The 19,720-nt window shown below is 52.9% G+C and carries 16 protein-coding genes; all 16 read right to left on the reverse strand.

Translation table 11 applies throughout. The features are described 5' to 3' along the window. Nucleotides 1-213: 213 nt before the first annotated feature. Entirely contained in the window at nt 214-1,977 is a 1,764-nt protein-coding gene (locus IJ22_RS17755; protein WP_062409773.1) for an adenine deaminase C-terminal domain-containing protein, read from the reverse strand. A 65-nt stretch (nt 1,978-2,042) separates the two neighbouring features. Continuing rightward, the gene (locus IJ22_RS17760; protein WP_062409774.1) at nt 2,043-3,437 is read right to left on the reverse strand and encodes a UbiD family decarboxylase; all 1,395 of its coding nucleotides are present in this window, start codon (nt 3,435-3,437) and stop codon (nt 2,043-2,045) included. Nucleotides 3,438-3,474: 37 nt separating this feature from the next. Continuing rightward, on the reverse strand, nt 3,475-4,332 hold the full coding sequence (locus IJ22_RS17765) for a R2-like ligand-binding oxidase (protein WP_137670371.1): 858 nt from the start codon (nt 4,330-4,332) through the stop codon (nt 3,475-3,477). Between the two features lie 38 nt (nt 4,333-4,370). Then, the gene (locus IJ22_RS17770; protein WP_054817508.1) at nt 4,371-5,549 is read right to left on the reverse strand and encodes an iron-containing alcohol dehydrogenase family protein; all 1,179 of its coding nucleotides are present in this window, start codon (nt 5,547-5,549) and stop codon (nt 4,371-4,373) included. 31 nt (nt 5,550-5,580) lie between these two features. Continuing rightward, nucleotides 5,581-7,047, reverse strand: a complete 1,467-nt coding sequence (locus IJ22_RS17775; protein ID WP_062409776.1) for an aldehyde dehydrogenase family protein — start codon at nt 7,045-7,047, stop codon at nt 5,581-5,583. 45 nt (nt 7,048-7,092) lie between these two features. Beyond that, a complete protein-coding gene (locus IJ22_RS17780) occupies nt 7,093-8,427 on the reverse strand; it encodes an MFS transporter (protein ID WP_062409777.1) in 1,335 nt (444 codons plus the stop codon). 89 nt (nt 8,428-8,516) lie between these two features. Further along, a complete protein-coding gene (locus tag IJ22_RS17785; RefSeq protein ID WP_062409778.1) occupies nt 8,517-9,314 on the reverse strand; it encodes an enoyl-CoA hydratase/isomerase family protein in 798 nt (265 codons plus the stop codon). Next, entirely contained in the window at nt 9,315-10,874 is a 1,560-nt protein-coding gene (locus IJ22_RS17790) for an AMP-binding protein (protein ID WP_062409779.1), read from the reverse strand. It lies immediately after the preceding gene. Continuing rightward, a complete protein-coding gene (locus IJ22_RS17795; protein WP_054817503.1) occupies nt 10,852-11,376 on the reverse strand; it encodes a (2Fe-2S)-binding protein in 525 nt (174 codons plus the stop codon). The genes IJ22_RS17790 and IJ22_RS17795 overlap by 23 nt, the downstream gene beginning before the upstream one ends. Beyond that, a complete protein-coding gene (locus tag IJ22_RS17800; RefSeq protein ID WP_062409780.1) occupies nt 11,373-12,257 on the reverse strand; it encodes an FAD binding domain-containing protein in 885 nt (294 codons plus the stop codon). Before IJ22_RS17800 ends, IJ22_RS17795 begins: the two co-directional genes overlap by 4 nt. Before the next feature lie 53 nt (nt 12,258-12,310). Further along, nucleotides 12,311-12,766 carry an SRPBCC family protein gene (locus tag IJ22_RS17805; RefSeq protein ID WP_062409781.1) on the reverse strand — a complete coding sequence of 152 codons (456 nt, stop codon included), beginning with the start codon at nt 12,764-12,766 and terminating at the stop codon, nt 12,311-12,313. Further along, nucleotides 12,763-15,204 (reverse strand): xanthine dehydrogenase family protein molybdopterin-binding subunit, encoded by a 2,442-nt coding sequence (locus IJ22_RS17810; protein WP_062409782.1) that lies wholly within the window; start codon nt 15,202-15,204, stop codon nt 12,763-12,765. Before IJ22_RS17810 ends, IJ22_RS17805 begins: the two co-directional genes overlap by 4 nt. Continuing rightward, a complete protein-coding gene (locus IJ22_RS17815) occupies nt 15,201-15,806 on the reverse strand; it encodes a nucleotidyltransferase family protein (RefSeq protein ID WP_062409783.1) in 606 nt (201 codons plus the stop codon). Before IJ22_RS17815 ends, IJ22_RS17810 begins: the two co-directional genes overlap by 4 nt. Continuing rightward, a complete protein-coding gene (locus tag IJ22_RS17820; RefSeq protein ID WP_062409784.1) occupies nt 15,803-16,915 on the reverse strand; it encodes an XdhC family protein in 1,113 nt (370 codons plus the stop codon). Before IJ22_RS17820 ends, IJ22_RS17815 begins: the two co-directional genes overlap by 4 nt. A 106-nt stretch (nt 16,916-17,021) precedes the next feature. Further along, entirely contained in the window at nt 17,022-17,789 is a 768-nt protein-coding gene (locus IJ22_RS17825) for a helix-turn-helix domain-containing protein (protein ID WP_062409785.1), read from the reverse strand. Nucleotides 17,790-17,805: 16 nt separating this feature from the next. Next, entirely contained in the window at nt 17,806-19,347 is a 1,542-nt protein-coding gene (locus tag IJ22_RS17830; protein ID WP_062409786.1) for a class I adenylate-forming enzyme family protein, read from the reverse strand. Nucleotides 19,348-19,720: the final 373 nt, after the last annotated feature.

Raw genomic sequence — 19,720 nt, forward strand, 5'->3', positions numbered from 1 at the left:
TCATTAAGTTTATTATCGATCCTTGACAACCATCATCATCCGGTTCAGTTGTGAATTTACGGCCTTAGCGTGTGTAAGGAACAGACATCACCTCCCCTAAGAAATGCCAACCTGCCTGTCACTACGTTCTTTAACACCTCCTTTTATCGAAATCGAATAGCGCCGCTCCGCTGATGCAACCAATGTCTTCCCCTGTTCATCCGGTCCGTGGTCTCATCTCAACGGGCGGGAAGGAATTAAAATTTCTCCGTTATTGATGTTAATCACCCCTTGGGAAGTCAGCCTTACCTTAGGCAAATGAGTGGAAGATAAAAATTCAAGCGAATAAATCGGGTCGGCAAAACCAAAGCCCGATTCGCGCAGGAGCTCAAGCAATCGTGACGTTTCCGCAATTAAGGCGTCCATATCCAGCAGACTCATCGTACCCAATAAGGGCAGGGACAAATCGAAACGCATGTCCCCTTGATGAACCACGCAAATCCCGCCTTGACCCGCAAGGACATGATTGGCCGCCCGGGCCATCTGAACCGGATCTCTTCCCAGAACGATCAAATCGCCTGTAAGAGAATAAGTAGAGGCCAAAGCATCCACTTCGCCAAAACCCTTCATCACGCCCACCGTGATCCATTCCCCTCTGCGGTCAAGAAGCGAGACGTACACATAACCCGGTGAATCGGTCAGCCGCACTTTTCCGTCGATGACGGTCAGCCGCTCCAATCGATTATGAGTAATCACGGCATTGACCAGTTCGATCACCGGTATTTTATCCTCCGCGCAATATACCTCGAACCATTCCGGCTGTACGCATGGATCCATGACGGCAAGGGGCCCGATACCATACCTGCTCCATTCCACCTCAGGAAAGGAGGCGGTCAGCATCCCCCTCTCAGCAGCGATCCGCCCATTGGCCATCACTTTCACAGGAGTGGGATTCCTCAGATCTTCCAGAAAGACAATATCCGCGATCCGTCCCGGACTGATTCCTCCCAAATCCTGATCAAGACCGTAATAGACGGCAGGATTAAGCGATGCCATCCGGTAGGCGTCTACCGGGTCCAATCCTGCGTCGATGGCGATCCGTATACAGGCATCCGTAAATCCCTCGGCAAGGAAGAAGGGCGGTGAGCCGTCGGTTGTCAGCATCATCCGGTCCCAGTAGCGGCAGCCGGTATTGAGCAAGCCTTTGATCAATTCACCCAAATCAGGCCGGATCGAAGAATGACGAAGGGTGGCATAGTAGCCTAAACGAAGCCTTCTCATCACTTCTTCCGCCGTAATACTTTCATGGCAGCCGGTCGCGCCCGCAGCCGCTACAGCATTCAAGGTTTCTACGGATGCGCCGGGGTTGTGGGTTTCGATCCTTTTGCCGGCGAGACGCGCTTCCCGCATGCGGGCGATCATAGACGGATCGCCGTTAATGGCTTCCTTCCAATAGGTAAGCTCCCCCGCTTGCAGCACAGACGGATTCCGCAGCATGCGCCGAACGCGGTCAACTGTAAACTGCCGCTGCATCTCCTTTTCCCTTACGTTCGGGTCCAGGCGCGCCCACCAAAAATTTTTGACCGGCATCCCCTCTAAAGCCTCGATCAATCCTTCGAATTCATGCTGCTGCAGCTGAAGAAAGAAGGATATATTATCATGCAGGATCGTTGTTGTTCCCCGGGCTAACGCATATTCGCCCAGCGACCGCGGATTGTACATATGAAACGAATGGGCGTGAGGTTCGATGTAGCCCGGCACAAGGGTATACCCTTGTGCCTCGATGATTTGGGTATTCGCATCGGTCAAAGGCTCTTTTTCACCCACGTAGGCGATGCGGTCTTCAAAAAGGACGACATTTTGTTTACTCCATTCGCCGGTATATAGGTTAAGTATGTGGGCTTCCTTGATCCAAGCGGTTGCCGGTGCTCTGAACCGGGAGACAGAAATCAACTCGCTTAATTTTTCCTCTGTAAAATGACGTAAAGTGCTGTTCATGATTTCTACCCCCTTCTCATGATGAGTGACCGCCAGAAACCTCGAATCCGGCTCTGTTCATGCCGCTACCTGCTTTTTCCTTCCAGGTGAATTGAACGGACTCCCGCTTCGGAATTCACATAATCCTCCAATTCGATCTTTTCGAATCCCGGAATCCGAACCCGCAAGTACCGCATGGGCTCGCTTTGCAGAGGAATCGTGCAGTCGAGCCCCATTTTTGCCCCCGTCCCCTCGTCCGTAGAGGGATCGAGCTTGGAGCCCTGTGCTCCATGGACGACCACCAAATCCCTATCCGCCTGAAAACGCGTGGCGATCGCCCATTCCACTTCCTCCATATTGAAGATGTCCACGTCTTCATCCACAACGACGACATGCTTGATGTCAAAGCTGTTTGCAAAGGCGGCGAATATCGCGTTTTTGGCTTCCCCTTCGTTTCTTTTTTTGATGGAAACGACAGCATGGTAGCGGCAAGTCCCTCCGGCGCTCATATGGACTGCCCGGACCGTCGGTACGGTTTGACGAATCGTTTGGAACAGGCTCGCTTCCCGGGGAATGCCCCCAAGCAGCAGATGTTCATAGCCTGCGGGAACGATGGTGTAAAACATCGGATGATTGCGGTGTGTCACTGCGGTAATTTGGACGACTTCTTTATCGCTGCGGGGACCATAGTACTTGGGAAATTCACCGAAGGGCCCTTCCGGCTCGCGTACGTGAGGCAGGATTTGGCCCTCCAGCACGATCTCCGCATACGCCGGGACGTCAATATCGACCGTTTCGCAGCGGACTACCTCCAGGGGCTCTCCGCGCAGGGCTCCTGCGATTTCCAGCTCATCTACCCCAAACGGAGTGCTGGCTTGAGAAGCCAGCAGCGTGACCGGATCAACGCCGATGACAATAGCGCATTCCAGCGGCCTGCCGGCCTCCTCGGCCTGTTTAAATAAGTGGTGCGTATGGCGGGGCAGCAGCAGGGCTCCCAGTTTGTCTTTTCCCGAAACCTGCAAACGATGAATCGAAACGTTCTGTTTGCGCGTGACCGGATCGCGCACGATAAATAACCCTGCGGTGATGTAATTTCCCGAATCCTTCTCATGGTGAACCGGAATCGGCAGCATCTTCATCAAATCGATATGCTCCCGAATGATATTTTCTTTGACAGGCGCTTCCGCGCGATCAACCGGTTTGCAAGGAAGCGGAGAGGAGACGGCCTGGGTAAACCTCGGAATGACTCCGTTTAGATCGGTTTCCAATGCTTCCGCAAAATCTTCCCGCGTAGAGCATATTCCCGACACAACCGGAATCGGATAGTCCTCCACGTGTGAGAAATATACGGCTTTCACACCGTCAAGCTTTTTGGCGACAGCCGCCGCTTCGTACTGCAAGCTGACCTTTTTGTCAACGACCGCCAAACGGTCTTTGGAGTGAAGGTACTCTATCCATGTGCGAAATGTCTTGGCCTTCATAAAGAATAGCCTCCCCGCATGATTGTTTCCTGCTTGCTTACACTGCGGCAGGCTTACCGAATATATCCTTAAGCCGCCGTTCGAACATTTTGGTTAAACGTTCACGCCCGCGAACTTCAGGAGGCGTCGGATACTCCTTCCCGTTCACGACGACCGGCTGGTCATAACGGATCAGAATGTACGGAAGATAATCGTCGTACACTGCGCGAATACGCTTGGCATGGACAGGATTGCGTGCAAACAGCTTCAACATGCGCAGTCCGAAGCCGACATGGCGGCCCTCGTCTTCCTTAATGCGGGCGAATCCTTCCGCCAGTCCCGGGAGCAGCCCTTTGCTTCCGTATACCGCTTCAAATACTTCGTACCCGGTCATGGCCTGAACGCCTTCAATGATCCCTTGGTAATGGGTCAGCCCTTCTACCAGTGCGGCCTCACGGTCCCCGGGTCCTTGCTCAAGAGCCGCCAGCATCTTTTTCACCCGATCATCGAGCTTCTGCTGAACGATATTTTTCACACCGGGAATGCGTTCCTTACCGAAAACCTCCTTGAAATAACGCATGAAAAACTCCGTATGCTTAAATTCCTCAAGCAGCTGAGTGCTTAAAAAAGCCTGCTGCTCCGTAGAAGAACCGAGCATAATCCACGGACAGAACTTTAGGGCCACGTTTTCTTCCGCATCCAGGAAGCCTGTGCAAAAATGAATGAGATAGCCTTGAAGATCCGGATCAAGAGACTCAAAATCAGCTTTGTCCTGACTCAGATCAATGGCGGCCGGGTCCCAGGTGCCGAAGCGGATCGCTTTGCGGTACAAGTCCCACGCCACTTCATCCGTAGACCGGTCAAGGCTTGGGATCAGATCCCCGGATTCAACTTGCTTCTCGTTTAGACTCATCATCAATTACCTCCCCAATATAATATACATTCTTTGTAAAACTAGAAAATTCCTTCTAATAACTCCAATACTTCATGTTCCGTCGGCGTACGCGGATTAAACTTCATCATACCGCTTTTGAATGAATCCCTGGCGATATCCGTCAGCTTCTCTTCCGGTACGCCGACATCCCGAAGCCGGGTTGGAAGCCCGATATCGCGCACCATCTGGTCAACAGCCGATGCGGCTCCTTCCGCTTTGGTTCCCGCACCATTGGCTATGGCAACCATCAGCTGGGCAATCGTCGCCGCCTTTTCCGGACGGACGGAGGCGTTGAATTCGACGACGGAAGGAAGCAGCAGCCCGATCGCGACCCCGTGCGGAACGTGGCAATGTCCTGACAGAGCGCTGCCTATCGCATGGGCCAAGCCTAAAAATCCGTTATTGAAAGCCATGCCGGCGAGCAAGCTTCCATGGGACATTCCGATGCGGGCCTCGATATCGGACCCGTCATGAACGGCACGGCGTAAGTTGGCGCTGACGGCGGCAATGGCCCGCATGGCCAGGGCATCGGATGCCGGGCGGGATCTTACGGAGAAGAACGTTTCGATCCCGTGCGCCAAGGCATCAATACCTGAAGCCGCCGTCATCCTTGCCGGCAGATTCATCGTGAGCTCCGGATCAACCAAAGCGATCGTCGGAGCCATGTGCTGGCTTGTTACGGTTACTTTCACTTGATTATGCCAATCCGAGTAAACGCCGAATATTGTTACCTCGCTTCCCGTACCGGAAGTCGTCGGGATGGCAATAAGGGGAACGGGATTGGCCGCAGGAATTCGATTGACACCGGCATAATCTCCGATACTTCCCCCGTTGGCCGCTACTGCGCGAATGCCTTTGGCGGCATCGATCGAGCTGCCCCCGCCGACGGCAACGATGCCGTCGTAAGGTTGGGTCCTGAATGCGGCAGCTCCGCGATCGATCGTCTCCAGGCCGGGATCGGGCTCCACATCCGTATAGAGATCGAACGTGATCCCGGATGACCGCAGCGATTCCGTCATCGCGGTAAGCAAGCCCGCTGACGCTACCCCTTTGTCGCTGACTATGAATACTTTTCTTACATCAAGCTGCAGCAATCTTTCTCCAAGACGAGCCGCCTTGCCGTATCCGAACTCAATTAACGTAGGAAGATGGAAGGAAAACTCAAATTCCTTCGGTTCGACCGCCAGCTTTCCGATCATCGTTGTCCTGCCTCCTCTCGCAATCCGTTGGTTAATCCATTTCAAAATGGATATGCTTGGTTTCGCAGTATTCCATCAGGCCGTCCACACCTCTGGTCCGTCCCAGACCGCTCTGCTTGTAGCCCCCGAATTCGGCCTCCGGAAAGTTCTTATTATAGGTGTTGATCCAGACAGTCCCGGCCTGAATTCCGCGGGACATCCGCATCGCACGGTTCAAGCTGGACGTCCACACCCCCGCCGACAAGCCAAAGTCGGTATCGTTGGCCAGCGCAAGCGCTTCTTCGTCACTGGAAAAGGATTGCACCGCAAGCACCGGGCCGAAAATTTCTTCCCGGACGACACGGCAGTCCGATGAAAGATCGTCAATGATCGTTGGCGCAAAGAAATAGCCTTGATCGTACGCTCCGCCAGTCAGACGGTAACCGCCTGTAATGATGTTCCCTTCCCGGCGGCCGATTTCACAATATTCGTTCACTAAATCAAGCTGACTTTGCGAAACCAGCGGGCCCATATCCGTAGATTCCAGCAGTCCGTTGCCGACTGAAAGCTTCTCGGTATATTGTTTCAAGCGGAAGAGTACCTCCTCCTTGACGGACTCGTGAACCAATAGTCTGGAACCGGCCATACAGATCTGTCCGGCGGAAATAAAAATGGAACGTCCGATCAGAGGTATCGCTTTATCCAACGGGGCATCCTCAAACACGACATTCGGCGACTTGCCGCCCAGCTCCAAAGCCAGTTTTTTGATGTTGCTTGCGGCAAGCGCCATGATCGTTTTCCCGGTGGATGTATCTCCCGTAAAGCTGATCATATCTATTTTTTTACTCGATCCCATGACGGCGCCGATCGATTGTCCGGGACCGGTCACAATACTGACAATGCCTTTGGGAAAATGCGGGACCTGATCAATCAGTTTAAACAGCTCTACGGAAATGATCGGCGTAAGACTCGCCGGTTTGACAATGACTCCGTTGCCTGCCGCCAAAGCGGGGGCCAGCTCCCGAATCATCAGCAGCGCCGGCCAGTTCCAGGGCGAGATAATCCCTACGACGCCGATGGGCTCTTTGGCTATAACGCCGAAATTCCCCGGCTCCAGCTGTACCGAGCGGCCGAATACGGTCCGGGCGGCGCCCGCAAAATATTTCAAGGTATCCACACACCCCGCAAGCTCCACACGGGATTCACGGATCGGCTTACCTTGCTCCATCGTCATCAGCCGGGCCAAATGTTCGATATTGTTCTCGATTTGCCGGGCCAATTCCAATAAAGCTTCATAACGCCGCTTCGGATTCACTCCCCAGTCACTGGTGCGATAGGCTTCGTATACAGAATCGATGGATTGCAGAATATCCGTCTCCGTTGATTTCTGCGCATAGCCGACCAATTCCCCGGTAGCCGGATTTCGCGATTCCAGCCTTTCCCGCGATGCGGACTCCGTCCATTCGCCGCCGACGTAATTGTAATAAACAGCCGGTTTCTGTTCGGTTAAAGAAGACATGTTTATCATCTCCCGCAGCATGATAATTTTGCAGTGCAGACGCGATTACTTGAACTCTCCCTTGGTTTCCGGTATGATGACGCTTCCAATCAGATAGATAACAAAAATCCCTATGGTAAAATAGCCGAGCATCGCAGGAATGTTTTGCGTCGTTCCGCTGGCTAATTGAACAAATGTCGGCATGATGCCTCCAACCGCAAACCCCATATTCCAGGAAAGTCCGGTACCGGTGGACCGTATGGCTGTAGGGAAACGTTCGTTGAGGAAAATGAGAACCGGGGCGTATGCGGCATTGCCCAAAAAAGCCAGCCCCCAGACATAAGCTGTGATGGAAGCAATTCCGGTTGCGCCTCCCAATTGGTTATAACAGATGGGAAGCATGACAAGATTGATCGTTCCGATGATCAAAAACGTTTTTTTGCGCCCGATAAAATCGCTGAGGGTACCAAACAACACGGAGGATATAATCGCGATCACACTGGCGCCCATGAGAATCATCGATGCGGTTTCCGCAGGGATCTGGTTGATGATTTTAAGAAAAGTGGGGAGATACCCGCTGGTCAGGTAATATGCCGTCCCGCCGCCGGCCACAATCATTACATTCACAATCAGAATGGAGCGGTAATTCCGCGAAAATACGACACGGGCAGGCGCTTTTTGGGGTTTGGAATCGTCTTGGGCCTGCTTAAGCTGCGCCCAGTAGGGGGACTCCTCCAGCGACTTGAAAACAAAAAGGCCAAGGATGGAACTGAGAATCCCAGTAAAGAACATAAACCGCCAGCCCCACTCGCCGAAGGCCTCTCCCGGAAAGATGGCCGATACGATAAAGTAAACAATGGAGGCAAGCAGTGCACCCAGTCCGGCTCCGCCGCCGCCGATCAGCCCTGACATGAATCCGCGATACTTGGGCGGAACCGATTCGGTGCCGATCGTATGTGTGGAGGCAACGACACCGCCGACGAATATACCCTGCACCAAACGCAGAATGATAAACAGGACCGATGCAAAAATCCCGATCTGCATAACGGTAGGCAGCGCTCCGAACAGGGCGGTAGAAATACCTACGCCGGTAACGGCGATGGTCATCGCCCGCTTTCTGCCGGTTCTGTCCGCCAGGTTGCCGAAAATCGCCGAGCCGAGCGGTCTCATAATCAGAGTGATGGCAAACGAAGCATAGACGGCAGCCAAAGAAAGTGTCGGTATACTCGTTGGGAAGAAGAGCCTTCCGATCTCAGGCGCCACAAAAAGCAGGATAAACAAATCAAACAAATCCAACGACCAGCCCAAAAGTGAAGCAATTGAAGCATTAATCATTTGTCTGCGGCTTACCGTAACATTCGGCACATTGATATTGGTATTTTCCTGAGTAGCGAGTGACATCTTCTTTCCCTCCGATATTGGGTATGTGATGCATGTGATCGCTTTGCCCCCGGGTTGAAACAATCAACCCGGGGCGGATGAATAACCATTTACTTGCCGGTAAAATTGGGCTTCCTTTTGCTGTAGAAGGCATCCACGCCTTCCTTGAAATCATCTGTGCTTCTAAGCATTCCGTATGCATATCCCTCGATCTCCAGACCGCTGCTGAGCGGACCCTCCTGAGAGGCGTTAAGCACCTGCTTCAAGGTCCTGAGCGCCAAAGGCGAGAATTCCAGCAGCTCATCCACCAGGCTTTGTACCGCAGCCTCCAGTTCATCCTGCGGCGTTACCAGGGTCAGAAGTCCCCATTGATAAGCCTCCGCTGCAGGAATTCGCCGTGCGCGCATGATCATGTCTTTGGCACGGCCCAGTCCTGCGATTCTTGCGACTCTCTGGGTGCCGCCGCTTCCCGGAATCATTCCCAATTTCAGCTCCGGCAGGGCAAGTAAAGTCGTGTCCGATGCGACCCGGAAATCGCAAGCCAGGGCGATCTCCAGCCCGACTCCGAACGTATAGCCCTGCAGCTGGGCGATGACCGGCTTAGGAGAACGTTCCGGAGCGGCTACGTTCTTGTGCAGTACGGAAAGCTCTTCCGGGGACCGCTCCAAAAATTCGCCGATGTTGCCTCCGGAAGTAAACGCCTTATCCCCCTCCCCTTTGATAATAATGACACGCACTTCGTCATCCTTGTTTAACTGTTCGAATATTTGATTTAGATGAGATCGCGCAATGTAGCTGAGCGTATTCATTTTTTCGGGACGATCCAGAATAATGGTCGCCGTCTTGCGTTCCGGTCTTTTTTCCACGCGGATATGATCCCATTCGATTTGTCCTAGTTTTTGTTCCATTTACGAAGCACTCTCCTTTTTCAGATATAATTCTTCATATTCTCCGCTGCGCAGCTTCCGGCGCAATATTTTCCCGACGGGACTCTTCGGTATGGCGGCAACCAATACATACTTCCTCGGTCGCTTAAAGTTGGATAATTCATTGCTCTCCTTGCAAAATTCGTCCAGCTCCTCTACCGTCAGAGAAGAATCCTTAGGGACTATAAAGGCGGTGACCACCTCTCCGAAACGCGGATCGGGCAAGCCTGCTACAGCCACCTCGGCTACCTTCGGATGCTTCGCAATTACATCCTCAACCTCCAGCGGATGGATATTCTCCCCGCCGGATATAATCGTATCGTCCAGACGTCCGAGGACAAACAGGTCGCCGTCTTCGTCGAGCATCCCCATATCGCCCGTGAAGTACCATCCGTCCCGGATCGACTTCTTGGTGGCGTCAGGACGGTTCCAATATCCCTGGAACGCTTCACTCGACCTTAGATCGACGATAATTTCACCCGGCTCACCGTAAGGCACGATGTCATCGGGAGTGGAGTTGCCTTCCGGATCGGGAATGACTACGCGAAGATGCTGATGAAATCCGGCTTTTCCCGCACATCCCGCTTTTTTGTTCAAATAATTGCAATAGGAGAACGTATACACCTCGGAGGAGCCGTAATGATTAACAAAAACCTCAGGCTTCAGCTTGTTGAAAATTTCCTGTGTCAGGACTTCCGTCATCGCCGCCCCGGCATATCCGACCTTCTTTAATGAAGAAAGATTATAATTTGCAAACTCGGTATGGTATACTACATCATGGAATATGGTTGGCACCAGATACACGCAGCTGATTTTTTCCTTTTCGATCAGCTCAAGAACAGCTAGCGGGCTGTAATCGGGTATCATCGCCATCTTTCCGTTCAGGAAAGCCATCGATAGGAGGGAACGCATGCCCATGGTATGATACAAGGGCATGACGCCTATGGTGCTTTCCTGAACTTCATATTGGTTTTGGATAATATGGGCGATCGCCGCCGTGTACTCATTTTTGTGGCTTCGCGGTACGCCTTTGGGACGTCCGGTCGTGCCTGACGTATATAGCATGAGACAAATGTCATCATCGTGAATTTTCGGCTGAACCGGTTTTCCCGATCCCTTTTCCCGCAATTGTTCGTACGTCACATCGGCACCCTGCGCGCCCTGCACGCTGATTTTCAAAACTTGCAGGTCTTTGACCGCTTCCAGCACCGTTTTTTCGCTTATCGGTTCATAAACGATGGCTTTAGCTGCCGCATCCTGCACACAATACTTGATCTCCTCCTGGGACAGCCGAAAATTGATCGGAGTAAAAACGGCTCCAAGCTTTTGGACCGCCCAATACAGCGTCACCATTTCGAGGCGGTTTTTCAGTACCGGCACTACCCGGTCGCCCTGTTCCACCCCCATGGCTTGCAGAGCGGAGGCCACCTTATTAATTTCAACGTTGATCTCTCTATAAGTGAACCGGGTGTTCCCCTGAATGAGAGCTTCGAACTGAGGATGCCTCTCGACCGCAAATTCAAACAGTGTCCCCAGATTCATTGACGTTCTCACCGTCCTTTCGTCTGATCGCCTCTTTCTCAATCGCTTCAATAATCCCCTTGTAACCGGTACATCGGCATAAATGGCCTGACAGCATTTCCTTAATCTCATCTGTCGTCGGGTCGGCATAAGTACCCAGGAATTCGACAGACGACATGAGGATACCAGGGGTACAGAAGCCGCACTGCAAAGCGTGGCACTCGTTGAATGCCTCCTGCAGGGGATCCGGCCTGTCGTCTTTGGCCAAGCCTTCCACAGTTGTGATCTCCATGCCCTCCGCCTGGACGGCGAACATCAGACAGCTTCGGACCGCCGATCCGTTCACCAGTACGGTACACGCTCCGCAGACTCCATGCTCGCAGCCGATATGCGTACCAGTTAATCCGCAATCCTCGCGCAGAAAGTCGCTCAGCAGCTTTCGAGGCTCCACGCGTTCGGCGTACACCTTGCCGTTAATGTTCACACGAACCTCTATCGTTTCGTTAGCGGACACTTGAATCATGCGTCCCCCTCCTTTCCGGTCGCTCTGTGGTAAGCGGCTTTTATTGCCTTCTTGGCGAATACGCCCGCCAAATGAAGCCTGTATTCCCGGGACGCATGGAGATCCCCTTCCGGATCGACATGAGCGGAAGCCAGCGTTCCCGCTTCTTCCAATATTGACTCCGTCAGTTTCTCTCCTAGAAGGAGGTCCGCCGCCTCTTCCGCCAGCAGCGGAACGGCATCCACTCCGCCCAATGCGAGCCGTGCGGTTGTAATTCGTCCCTCTGCATCGGTATCGATCACACAGGCGGCCGCCACCAAGGCAAAGTCGCCATGCCGCCGGCTGTATTCGTGAAACGAGTACCCCTTGGGCATCCCCTTCAGCGGGATTTTCAATTCCGTAAGCAGCTCGCCGGGCATAATGTCAGTGGTCAGATACGTGATGAAAAACTCGCGCAGCTCTACCTCCCTGGTTTCGTCGGCGCTTTGAATGACGGCTCTTCCATTTAGCGCCAGTAGCGACAAAGGAAGCTCTGCCGTAGGATCCGCATGGACCACGCTGCCGCCTACGGTCCCCCGGTTGCGGGTTTGCATATGCCCGATGAACGGAACCGCCTCCGACAGAAGCGGGCTTAGCTCCCGAATCAGTCCCGAGCGCTCCACATCCCGCTGCCGGGTTGTGGAGCCGATTCGGATCCATTCGTCCTCCCGGCGGATATAGTTCATATCCTGCAACCCGCTGATATCAATCAAGCACCCCGGAGCAGAGAGCCGCATATTCAAAATCGGTATAAGACTTTGTCCTCCGGCGATAAGCTTTCCCTCGTCCCCGGACTGAGACAGCAATTGAAACGCTTCTTCCACCGTCGAGGGACGGAAGTAATCAAAGGATGCCGGTTTCATGCCCTTCCCTTCCTCTCGTAGCTAGGCTTGTGTTCTATGCTTTAGAACCGTTCCTACGCCGATTGTTTGTCATTTTCAATTTCTTTTTTTATTTTTTTGAAAAAATCGCCGATAATCAGCTTCGCCACTCCACCCAGCATTCTTTGCCCGATCGCTGCCACTTTCCCGCCGACCTCCGCGTTATAGCTGTAAAAGAGCGCCGTTTTTCCATCGTCCAGCGAGGTCAGCCGAAGCTGCCCTTCCGCATCCAGAAAGCCCGGCCCTCCTTCCCCATGCACAATTAACTTGTAACTGGCCGGGGCCTGCACATCCGCCAGCGTGATCGTCGCGTCATATTTTCCCTTTACCGCCGCAATACCGACCGTAAGATCCGCACGGTATTTTCCTTCCTCCACCAGCTCCAGCTTCTTGCATCCCATGATGCACTCTGCCAGCACATCGGGATCCATTAATTTGTTCCATACCTGATCGATAGGCGCATTCAAGCTGATTTCACCACTGCCGTTCATATAACCGGTTCCTCCTTTAACAGCTTCGTTCTATTTCGGGCTTCCTGCATTAAAGTCCATATTCGATTCGGCGACAAAGGCAAGCTGTCAATCGAGATACCCAAAGGCGAGAGAGCGTCGGCAACCGCATTCGCGATCACAACCGGGGCGCTCATGGTGTTCCCCTCGCCCAGGCCTTTGGCGCCCAACGGCGTCAGCGGGGAAGCCGTTTCGCAATGCTTGATCGTCACCCTCGGCATTTCGGTCGCCGTCGGGCACAAGTAGTCCATGAAGCTTCCGGTAAGAAAGTGACCGTTTTGATCATATACCAACTCTTCGTATAACGCTCCGCCGAGCCCGTGAGCCAATCCTCCCATAATTTGACCGTCAACGATAAGCGGATTGAGCAGTTTGCCGGCATCATGAATCGTGATATAGTCGAGGATCTTTACTTCTCCCGTATCCGCATCGACCTCGACCGTGACCGCATCAGCCACAAAGCCGTAGGTGGCCGAACCGTTAACAAAGTCGTTCTCATCCGGCGGAAGCGCAGTCGGAATGGAATAAAAAGCGGTTTCATGGATGCCGGGCTCCACCCCCGCCGGCAGGCCCTGCGGGTTCCAGTGCGCCGAGCCGATGAGTCTTTTCAATGAAATTTGCTGCTGCGGATCGTCCAAGGCCACCACTTTACCGTTCTGAATGTCCAGACTCTCTGTCGGCTTGTTCATTTGACCAGAAGCAATATTCAGTAATTTTTGTTTAATTTTTCCAGCCGCTTGATAAACGGCGCTTGACCCGATCGGGGCAAACCGGCTGGAATAGCTCCCCGATGCCACCGACCAGGGACTCGTCAGGGTATCCATCTCGGCAATCACCCGGACTGACCGCGGATCTACGCCCAGCACTTCCCCTACGATTTGAGCCGCAACCGTTTCATGGCCTTGACCGGTTGGCGTCGTGCTGATGCGGACGGAAATCCCGCCTGAGGGATCGATCGATACGGTGGCCCCTTCGGCGCATCCCGATTTGGGCAGTGACTTCGCCCGTTGCTCCGGAGTGAGGGCAATAGTGATATACCCCATATTCGATCCGGAAGGTTCTACGATACACGCCAACCCGATTCCCAGATATTTGCCTTCCTTCCGGGCCTGCGCCTGACGCTCCCGGAACCGCCTATAATCGACGCTCTCCAGAGCTTTCTCAAAGGCAGCGTGATAATCTCCGCTGTCGTATATCCCTCCGGAAGCGGTATGATAAGGAAATTCCTCCGCCCGAATCAGATTTCGTCTGATGACATCCGCCGGATCCATTCCAAGCTTGTCGGCGACCATTTGCATGATCCGTTCGAGCGGAAAATACAGCTGCTGACCGCCATATCCCCGAATCAGACCCGTAGGGCACTTGTTTGTCATGACGGCGATGGTTTCCATAAACAGATTTTGAATCCGGTACGCTCCGGTACTGTTGGAGTGCGTTCGATACAGGCAGGCCGGCTCAGGAGCCCGGATGTAGCCGCCGACGTTATCGACCATTTTCATCTTCAACCCTGTTACGGTTCCGTCCTTTCGCACCGCCGCCTCGATCCAGGTCACCCTGTCGGTTCCGCTGGAGCTGGCCATCAGGTGCTCCTGACGGTCCTCGATCCATTTGACCGGCAGTCCGAGCTTTTTGGAGACCACTCCCATCAGGACCATGTAAGGGAATAGGCCCGATTTGATGCCGTAGCTGCCGCCCACATCCTTGGGGATGATGATCCGCAGATGATTGCTCGGCATTTGCAGCGCGGCCGCCATCACCGACTGCAGCGTGAAGGGCCCGTGAAAATTCGACCAGATTGTCAAATGGTTGCCGCTGGACTCGTAATGGGCAATCACCCCATAGGTCTCTACCGGGGTGGCGCTGTATTTTGGATACAGAAACTTATGCTTTAATACGATATCCGCTTCAGCAAAAGCTTGATTCACATTCCCGTAATCAAAAGTACGATGATTGGCGACATTGGAGCCGACCTCCTCATGGAGCAGCGGAGCATCCGCTTCCAGCGCTTCTTCAATGTCAACCACGGCAGGCAGCGGTTCGTATTCCACTTCAATCGCCTCAAGCGCATCCTCCGCCAAATACCGGTTTTTCGCTACGACCACAGCGACAGGCTCGCCTACAAATCGCACTTTCCCGACGGCCAGCGAATAATATTTTACCGGCGCGGTAACTCCTACGGGGAACGGCGCTGTCATCCCCGCAATGTCCTGTCCGGTAACAATCCCCTTTATCCCCGGCATTTGCGCCGCCCTGTCCGTTCGAATCGCTTTGATTTTTGCGTGGGGATACGGGCTGCGCAGGATCGCCGCATGATGAATATTGGGAAGCGGATTCATGTCCTCAATGTAGGTGCCCTGTCCCGAAGTCAGTCTGGCATCTTCCACCCGGGACATCGGCCGGCCAATTCGATTCGGATTCATCGATGGAAGCCTCCCTTCTCCTTCAGTCTTTCATAGTCTTCATAGACATCAATATCTTCCGGCTCGGCTGCCGGCACATGGACCAGCCGCCGCGCCTCCGCGTATTTCTTGATCAGCTCCCGCCCGCCTTGATCGCCGGTGACCTGCTGCAATTCATCGAATACCGTCCGGCTAAACAATACGGGGTGACCCGGCTTGCCCTGATACGCGGCCTGGACTATCGGCGCCCCGCTGTTCTCGTAATCCGCCAGCACTTGCTCGATGACGGACGGATCCATTCCCGGCTGATCCGCCAGCAGCATGCATCCCGCATCCGCCGATACGCGGGCGAGGTAATCCACCGCTAAACGGAGAGAGGAGCTCATCCCAAGATGGGACTCGGAGTTGGACAAGACGACCAGAGGCAAATCGTGAATGGCGGCGGCCAGTTCGGGAAATTCGGCATTAACGACAACGACGACGCCGGCGGCTTTTACACGCAGGGCTTTTTGGGCCACATAGCGGAGCATCGGCTCCTCCCCAATCGGCAGAAGCTGCTTCCGCATGCCCATGCGTCTGGAATAACCGGCGGCAAGGATGACTAACCATACCGATGGTTTCATAGGTTCACCACAAGAAGCCCGCCGCTATACTGCCGTTCATGCAGGAGCCCCTTGCGCAACCGGAGGGATTGGCCGCTGCGCGCGTTTTTGCGGCAAACCAGTTCGGATAGAATGCTTAAAGCGATCTCCTCCGGCGAATCCGCTCCGATATCCAGACCGACAGGGGAGTGAAGCTTTTCCAATGACTCCTCGTTCAGCTCTCCACAGTCCGCCTGAATCTCATCGAGCATACGCTGAATCCGATTGTGGGATCCCAGCACCCCCAAATACGAGATCGAACCGGGGAGCAGCGATTGAACCAGCATGCGGTCCAGCTCGTAGTTGTGCGTCATCACGACAACATAAGCTTCATTCATAACGGACATATGCGAATATTGATGTCGGGACATCAGCACACGCTCATCCGCTGCCGCAAAATGATCCCGATCGAGGTAATCCTGGCGATGGTCCGCTACGGTCACATGCCAGTGAAGCCTCTTGGCTCCCTCCACCAGCGGAACGGCATCTGCACCGGCCCCGAATATCATCAATCTGGGCCTGGGCTTCACCGTTTCTACAAACAGCTTAACGGAAACGCCGTGTACCGTATTGTTCGCAAGTCCGCACGTTACACCGGCACTGGCAGGATCCCCGAATTCCGTTTCCCCGCGGTTTAAAATCAAATATGAGCCCGCCGGAACCCGGGCCGGATCTTTCGATTCCAGCACCAGGCCCGATGTGTATTCATTAAGAGCGGACACCCTTTGTTCAAACGCTTGCAGCTGCCGCTGCGCTTGTTCGGGTCGATGCACGGGGTCAAAAGGCTGAAGCCAAATCGTCAGGGCGCCATTGCAGCCCACTCCCAATCCCCAGAACAGGTCACCTTCCGACCTGAAATCATAGCGAATCTCCCGGGGGATGCCCGTGTCTATCACCTGCCGCGCATGCTCGAGCAAATCCCCCTCCACACAGCCGCCGCTGAGCGTTCCGATGACGCTCCCGTTTTCCAGGACCAGACACCTTGCTCCTTCCCGCCGGTATGCCGCACCATCCACATCCACAATCGTCGCCAATGCGGCTCGTTCCTTGTTCGTCCAACATTGCTGCAGCGCTTTCGCGATCTCAAGCATGTGTCATTCACCTCACTCGTCGTCTCTGCGAGTCCGTATTTTTATTGTAAAAAAGATTCGTCAGGAACGGTTTTGTTATTGCTTCAATCTCATTTTAACAATTATGCTAATTATTCATTAAATTGGAAAACAAGCTTCGGTACTCTGTAGGCGTCTTCCCTTCCAGCCGCTTAAAGGTTGTGGCAAAATAGCCGGCATTCGCAAATCCGGTATTATTCGCAATGACTTCAATCGGCAGCGAGGTCATTTTGATAAGCCGCTTCGATTGTTCCACCCTGTATTTCGTCAAGTATTCGATAAACGTAACGCCCATCTCCGCTTTAAATAAACGGCTGAAATGAGAAGCGCTAAGATACACCCAATCGGCCACTTCGTTCAAGGTAATCGGTTCGTAGAAATGGTTGTGAATATACCGGATTACGCTTTGAATCGGATTTCCGAGATCCATCTCGACCGGTTTGGAGGGGGATGGCGGGGTCCCCAAATAATTGGTTTCCATCATTAACCCCGGAAGCAGAAGGCCGTCCAAGGCCGTAAGCAGCTCCATGTCGGTAAGCGGTTTCAGAAAATATTTGGAAAATCCTGCGTTCATGGCCATTTGTACGGTTTCGAACATTTTCAAATACGTCGCTACGATGATCGAAACCTTCGGGTTCATTTCCATCATCTTTTTCCCCAGCTTGATCCCGTCCAAATCAGGCAAAGACAAATCCAGGATGACGATGTTCGGCTGATTTTGCTTTAACAGAAACAACCCCCGCTCGGCAGAAGCCGCTTCATAAACGGAGAGGTAGTTGTACTGGCTTTCTTCAATGATTAAACGAATGGCTTGGCGACTTTCCGCTTCATCGTCTACAATCAGTAGTCCAGTCAAGACCGTCCCTCCTGCCTTATAATTCCGTGATCGTTAAATGTTCTTTCCGCAATTCGCGGCGCAGCGTTTTTCCCGAAGGGCTTTTTGGAATCTCGTTGACAAAAACGTATTTCCGCGGCCGTTTGAAATTGGACAGCTTGGGATGCTGCTTACAGAACTGATCGAGCTCCTGGGCCGTGAGACTGCTGTCTTTGGGTACGATGAATGCGGCAACAATCTGTCCCCAGCGTTCATCCTCCTCACCCATAACTACGACTTCCCATACCTTAGGGTGCTGAAGCAAAACCTCCTCCACTTCCGTAGGAGCAATGTTTTCTCCCGCCGAAATCACCATTTCATCCACTCGGCCGACCACATACAGATCTCCGTCTTCATCAAAGTATCCCAAATCGCCCGTATGATACCAATGATTCCGGATCGCTTTTCTAGTTGCGTCCGGCCGGTTCCAATACCCTTTAAAGGCTTCTATCGATTCGGCCTGGACCGTGATTTCCCCGATTTCTCCCGGGCGGATGATGGTATCGGAAGAAGAGGCTTGGGAGCCGTCGGTTGGAACCAGCCGGATTTTTTGATGAATCCCGGGCCTTCCGGCGCATCCCGGCTTTTTATCCAGGTTCGAACAGGTGGTGAAGGTATAGATTTCCGTACTCCCATAATGATTGATAAAGTGAGCCGGTTTTAACATCTCAAAACACTTTTTGGTTAGCGCCGCAGACATCGGTGCACCTGCATAGCCGATTTTCTGAAGAGAGGACAGATCAAAATCTGAAAAACGGGGATCCTTCAACAATTCCAGGTACATGCTCGGATACATATAGAGGCAGGTGATCTTTTCTTCAGCCAGAAGCGCAAGGGCTTTTCGAACGTCGAAGTCCGGGGATAGCACATATTTGCCGTTCAATACGCACATGGAAAGAAGCGAGCGGATCCCCATCGTGTGATATAAAGGCATGGCCCCCAGCGTGCTGTCGAATATTTCATAGCGGTTTTGGATAATGTGCGCCATCGTGGAGGCATATTCATTTTTGTGATATCTCGGGACCCCCTTGGGCACCCCGGTCGTGCCTGAAGTGTACAGCATGACGGCTATATCGTCGCTATCATTATGGGAAAAACTGGAAAAATCGCCGATCCCTCTGGAAATCAACTCCTGATAAGAAAGGTCGCCTTCATCCGGATCGAGACTGATAAGAATGGGACGCTCATTAAATTTGGCGCATTGAACGGAGCGCTGACTGAATTTCTCGTATACAACGATTTTGGGTTCCGCATCATTGATGCAGTACTGCGTATCCTCGGGAGAAAGGCGAAGGTTAATCGGCGTAAAGATCGCGCCCAGTTTTTGTACGGCCCAAAACAAACAAACCGTCTCCAGCCGGTTTTTGAGCAGCGCCATAACCCGGTCCCTCTTGACGATTCCCAGTTTTTGAAGAGAAAAGGCCAGCCGGTTTACTTCTTCATTCAATTGCTGAAAGGTCAACACTTTATGGTCCTGCACAAGAGCGATTTTGTTCGGGTATCTCTCAATGGCATAATCAAACGCTGTTCCCAAATCCATTGTGACCGACTCCTCAAACGTTTGTTATTTCTATTGTACAATGATGGCGGCACTACAGTTTTTGTAATTTTGATATTCGGTCTTTTAGAAACCGATCACATTTTTTTCCTTTCTGTAATAAACATTCGTTAATGACCGGCAAAAACCCTCTTGCCTTGAGGCTAATATCGCTTTCACATTCGGCCGATCGAAAGAAAAGAGCTTCTGAAGCGAAGCCCTTTCGAGGAAGAACCATTCGTGGTTTAGATGAAGCTTTTGATGGAGTCTGTCTGACCACCCGCCGTACAGTCCCAACGCGCGCCTCTCCCGGCGCTCGTTGCAGTGGTCGCGATAAAGCGGGGAAAATGTTCAATTTATTTTCAGCTTTACAGCA

The organism is Paenibacillus naphthalenovorans (genome assembly GCF_001465255.1).
Classification (GTDB): Bacteria; Bacillota; Bacilli; order Paenibacillales; family NBRC-103111; genus Paenibacillus_G; species Paenibacillus_G naphthalenovorans.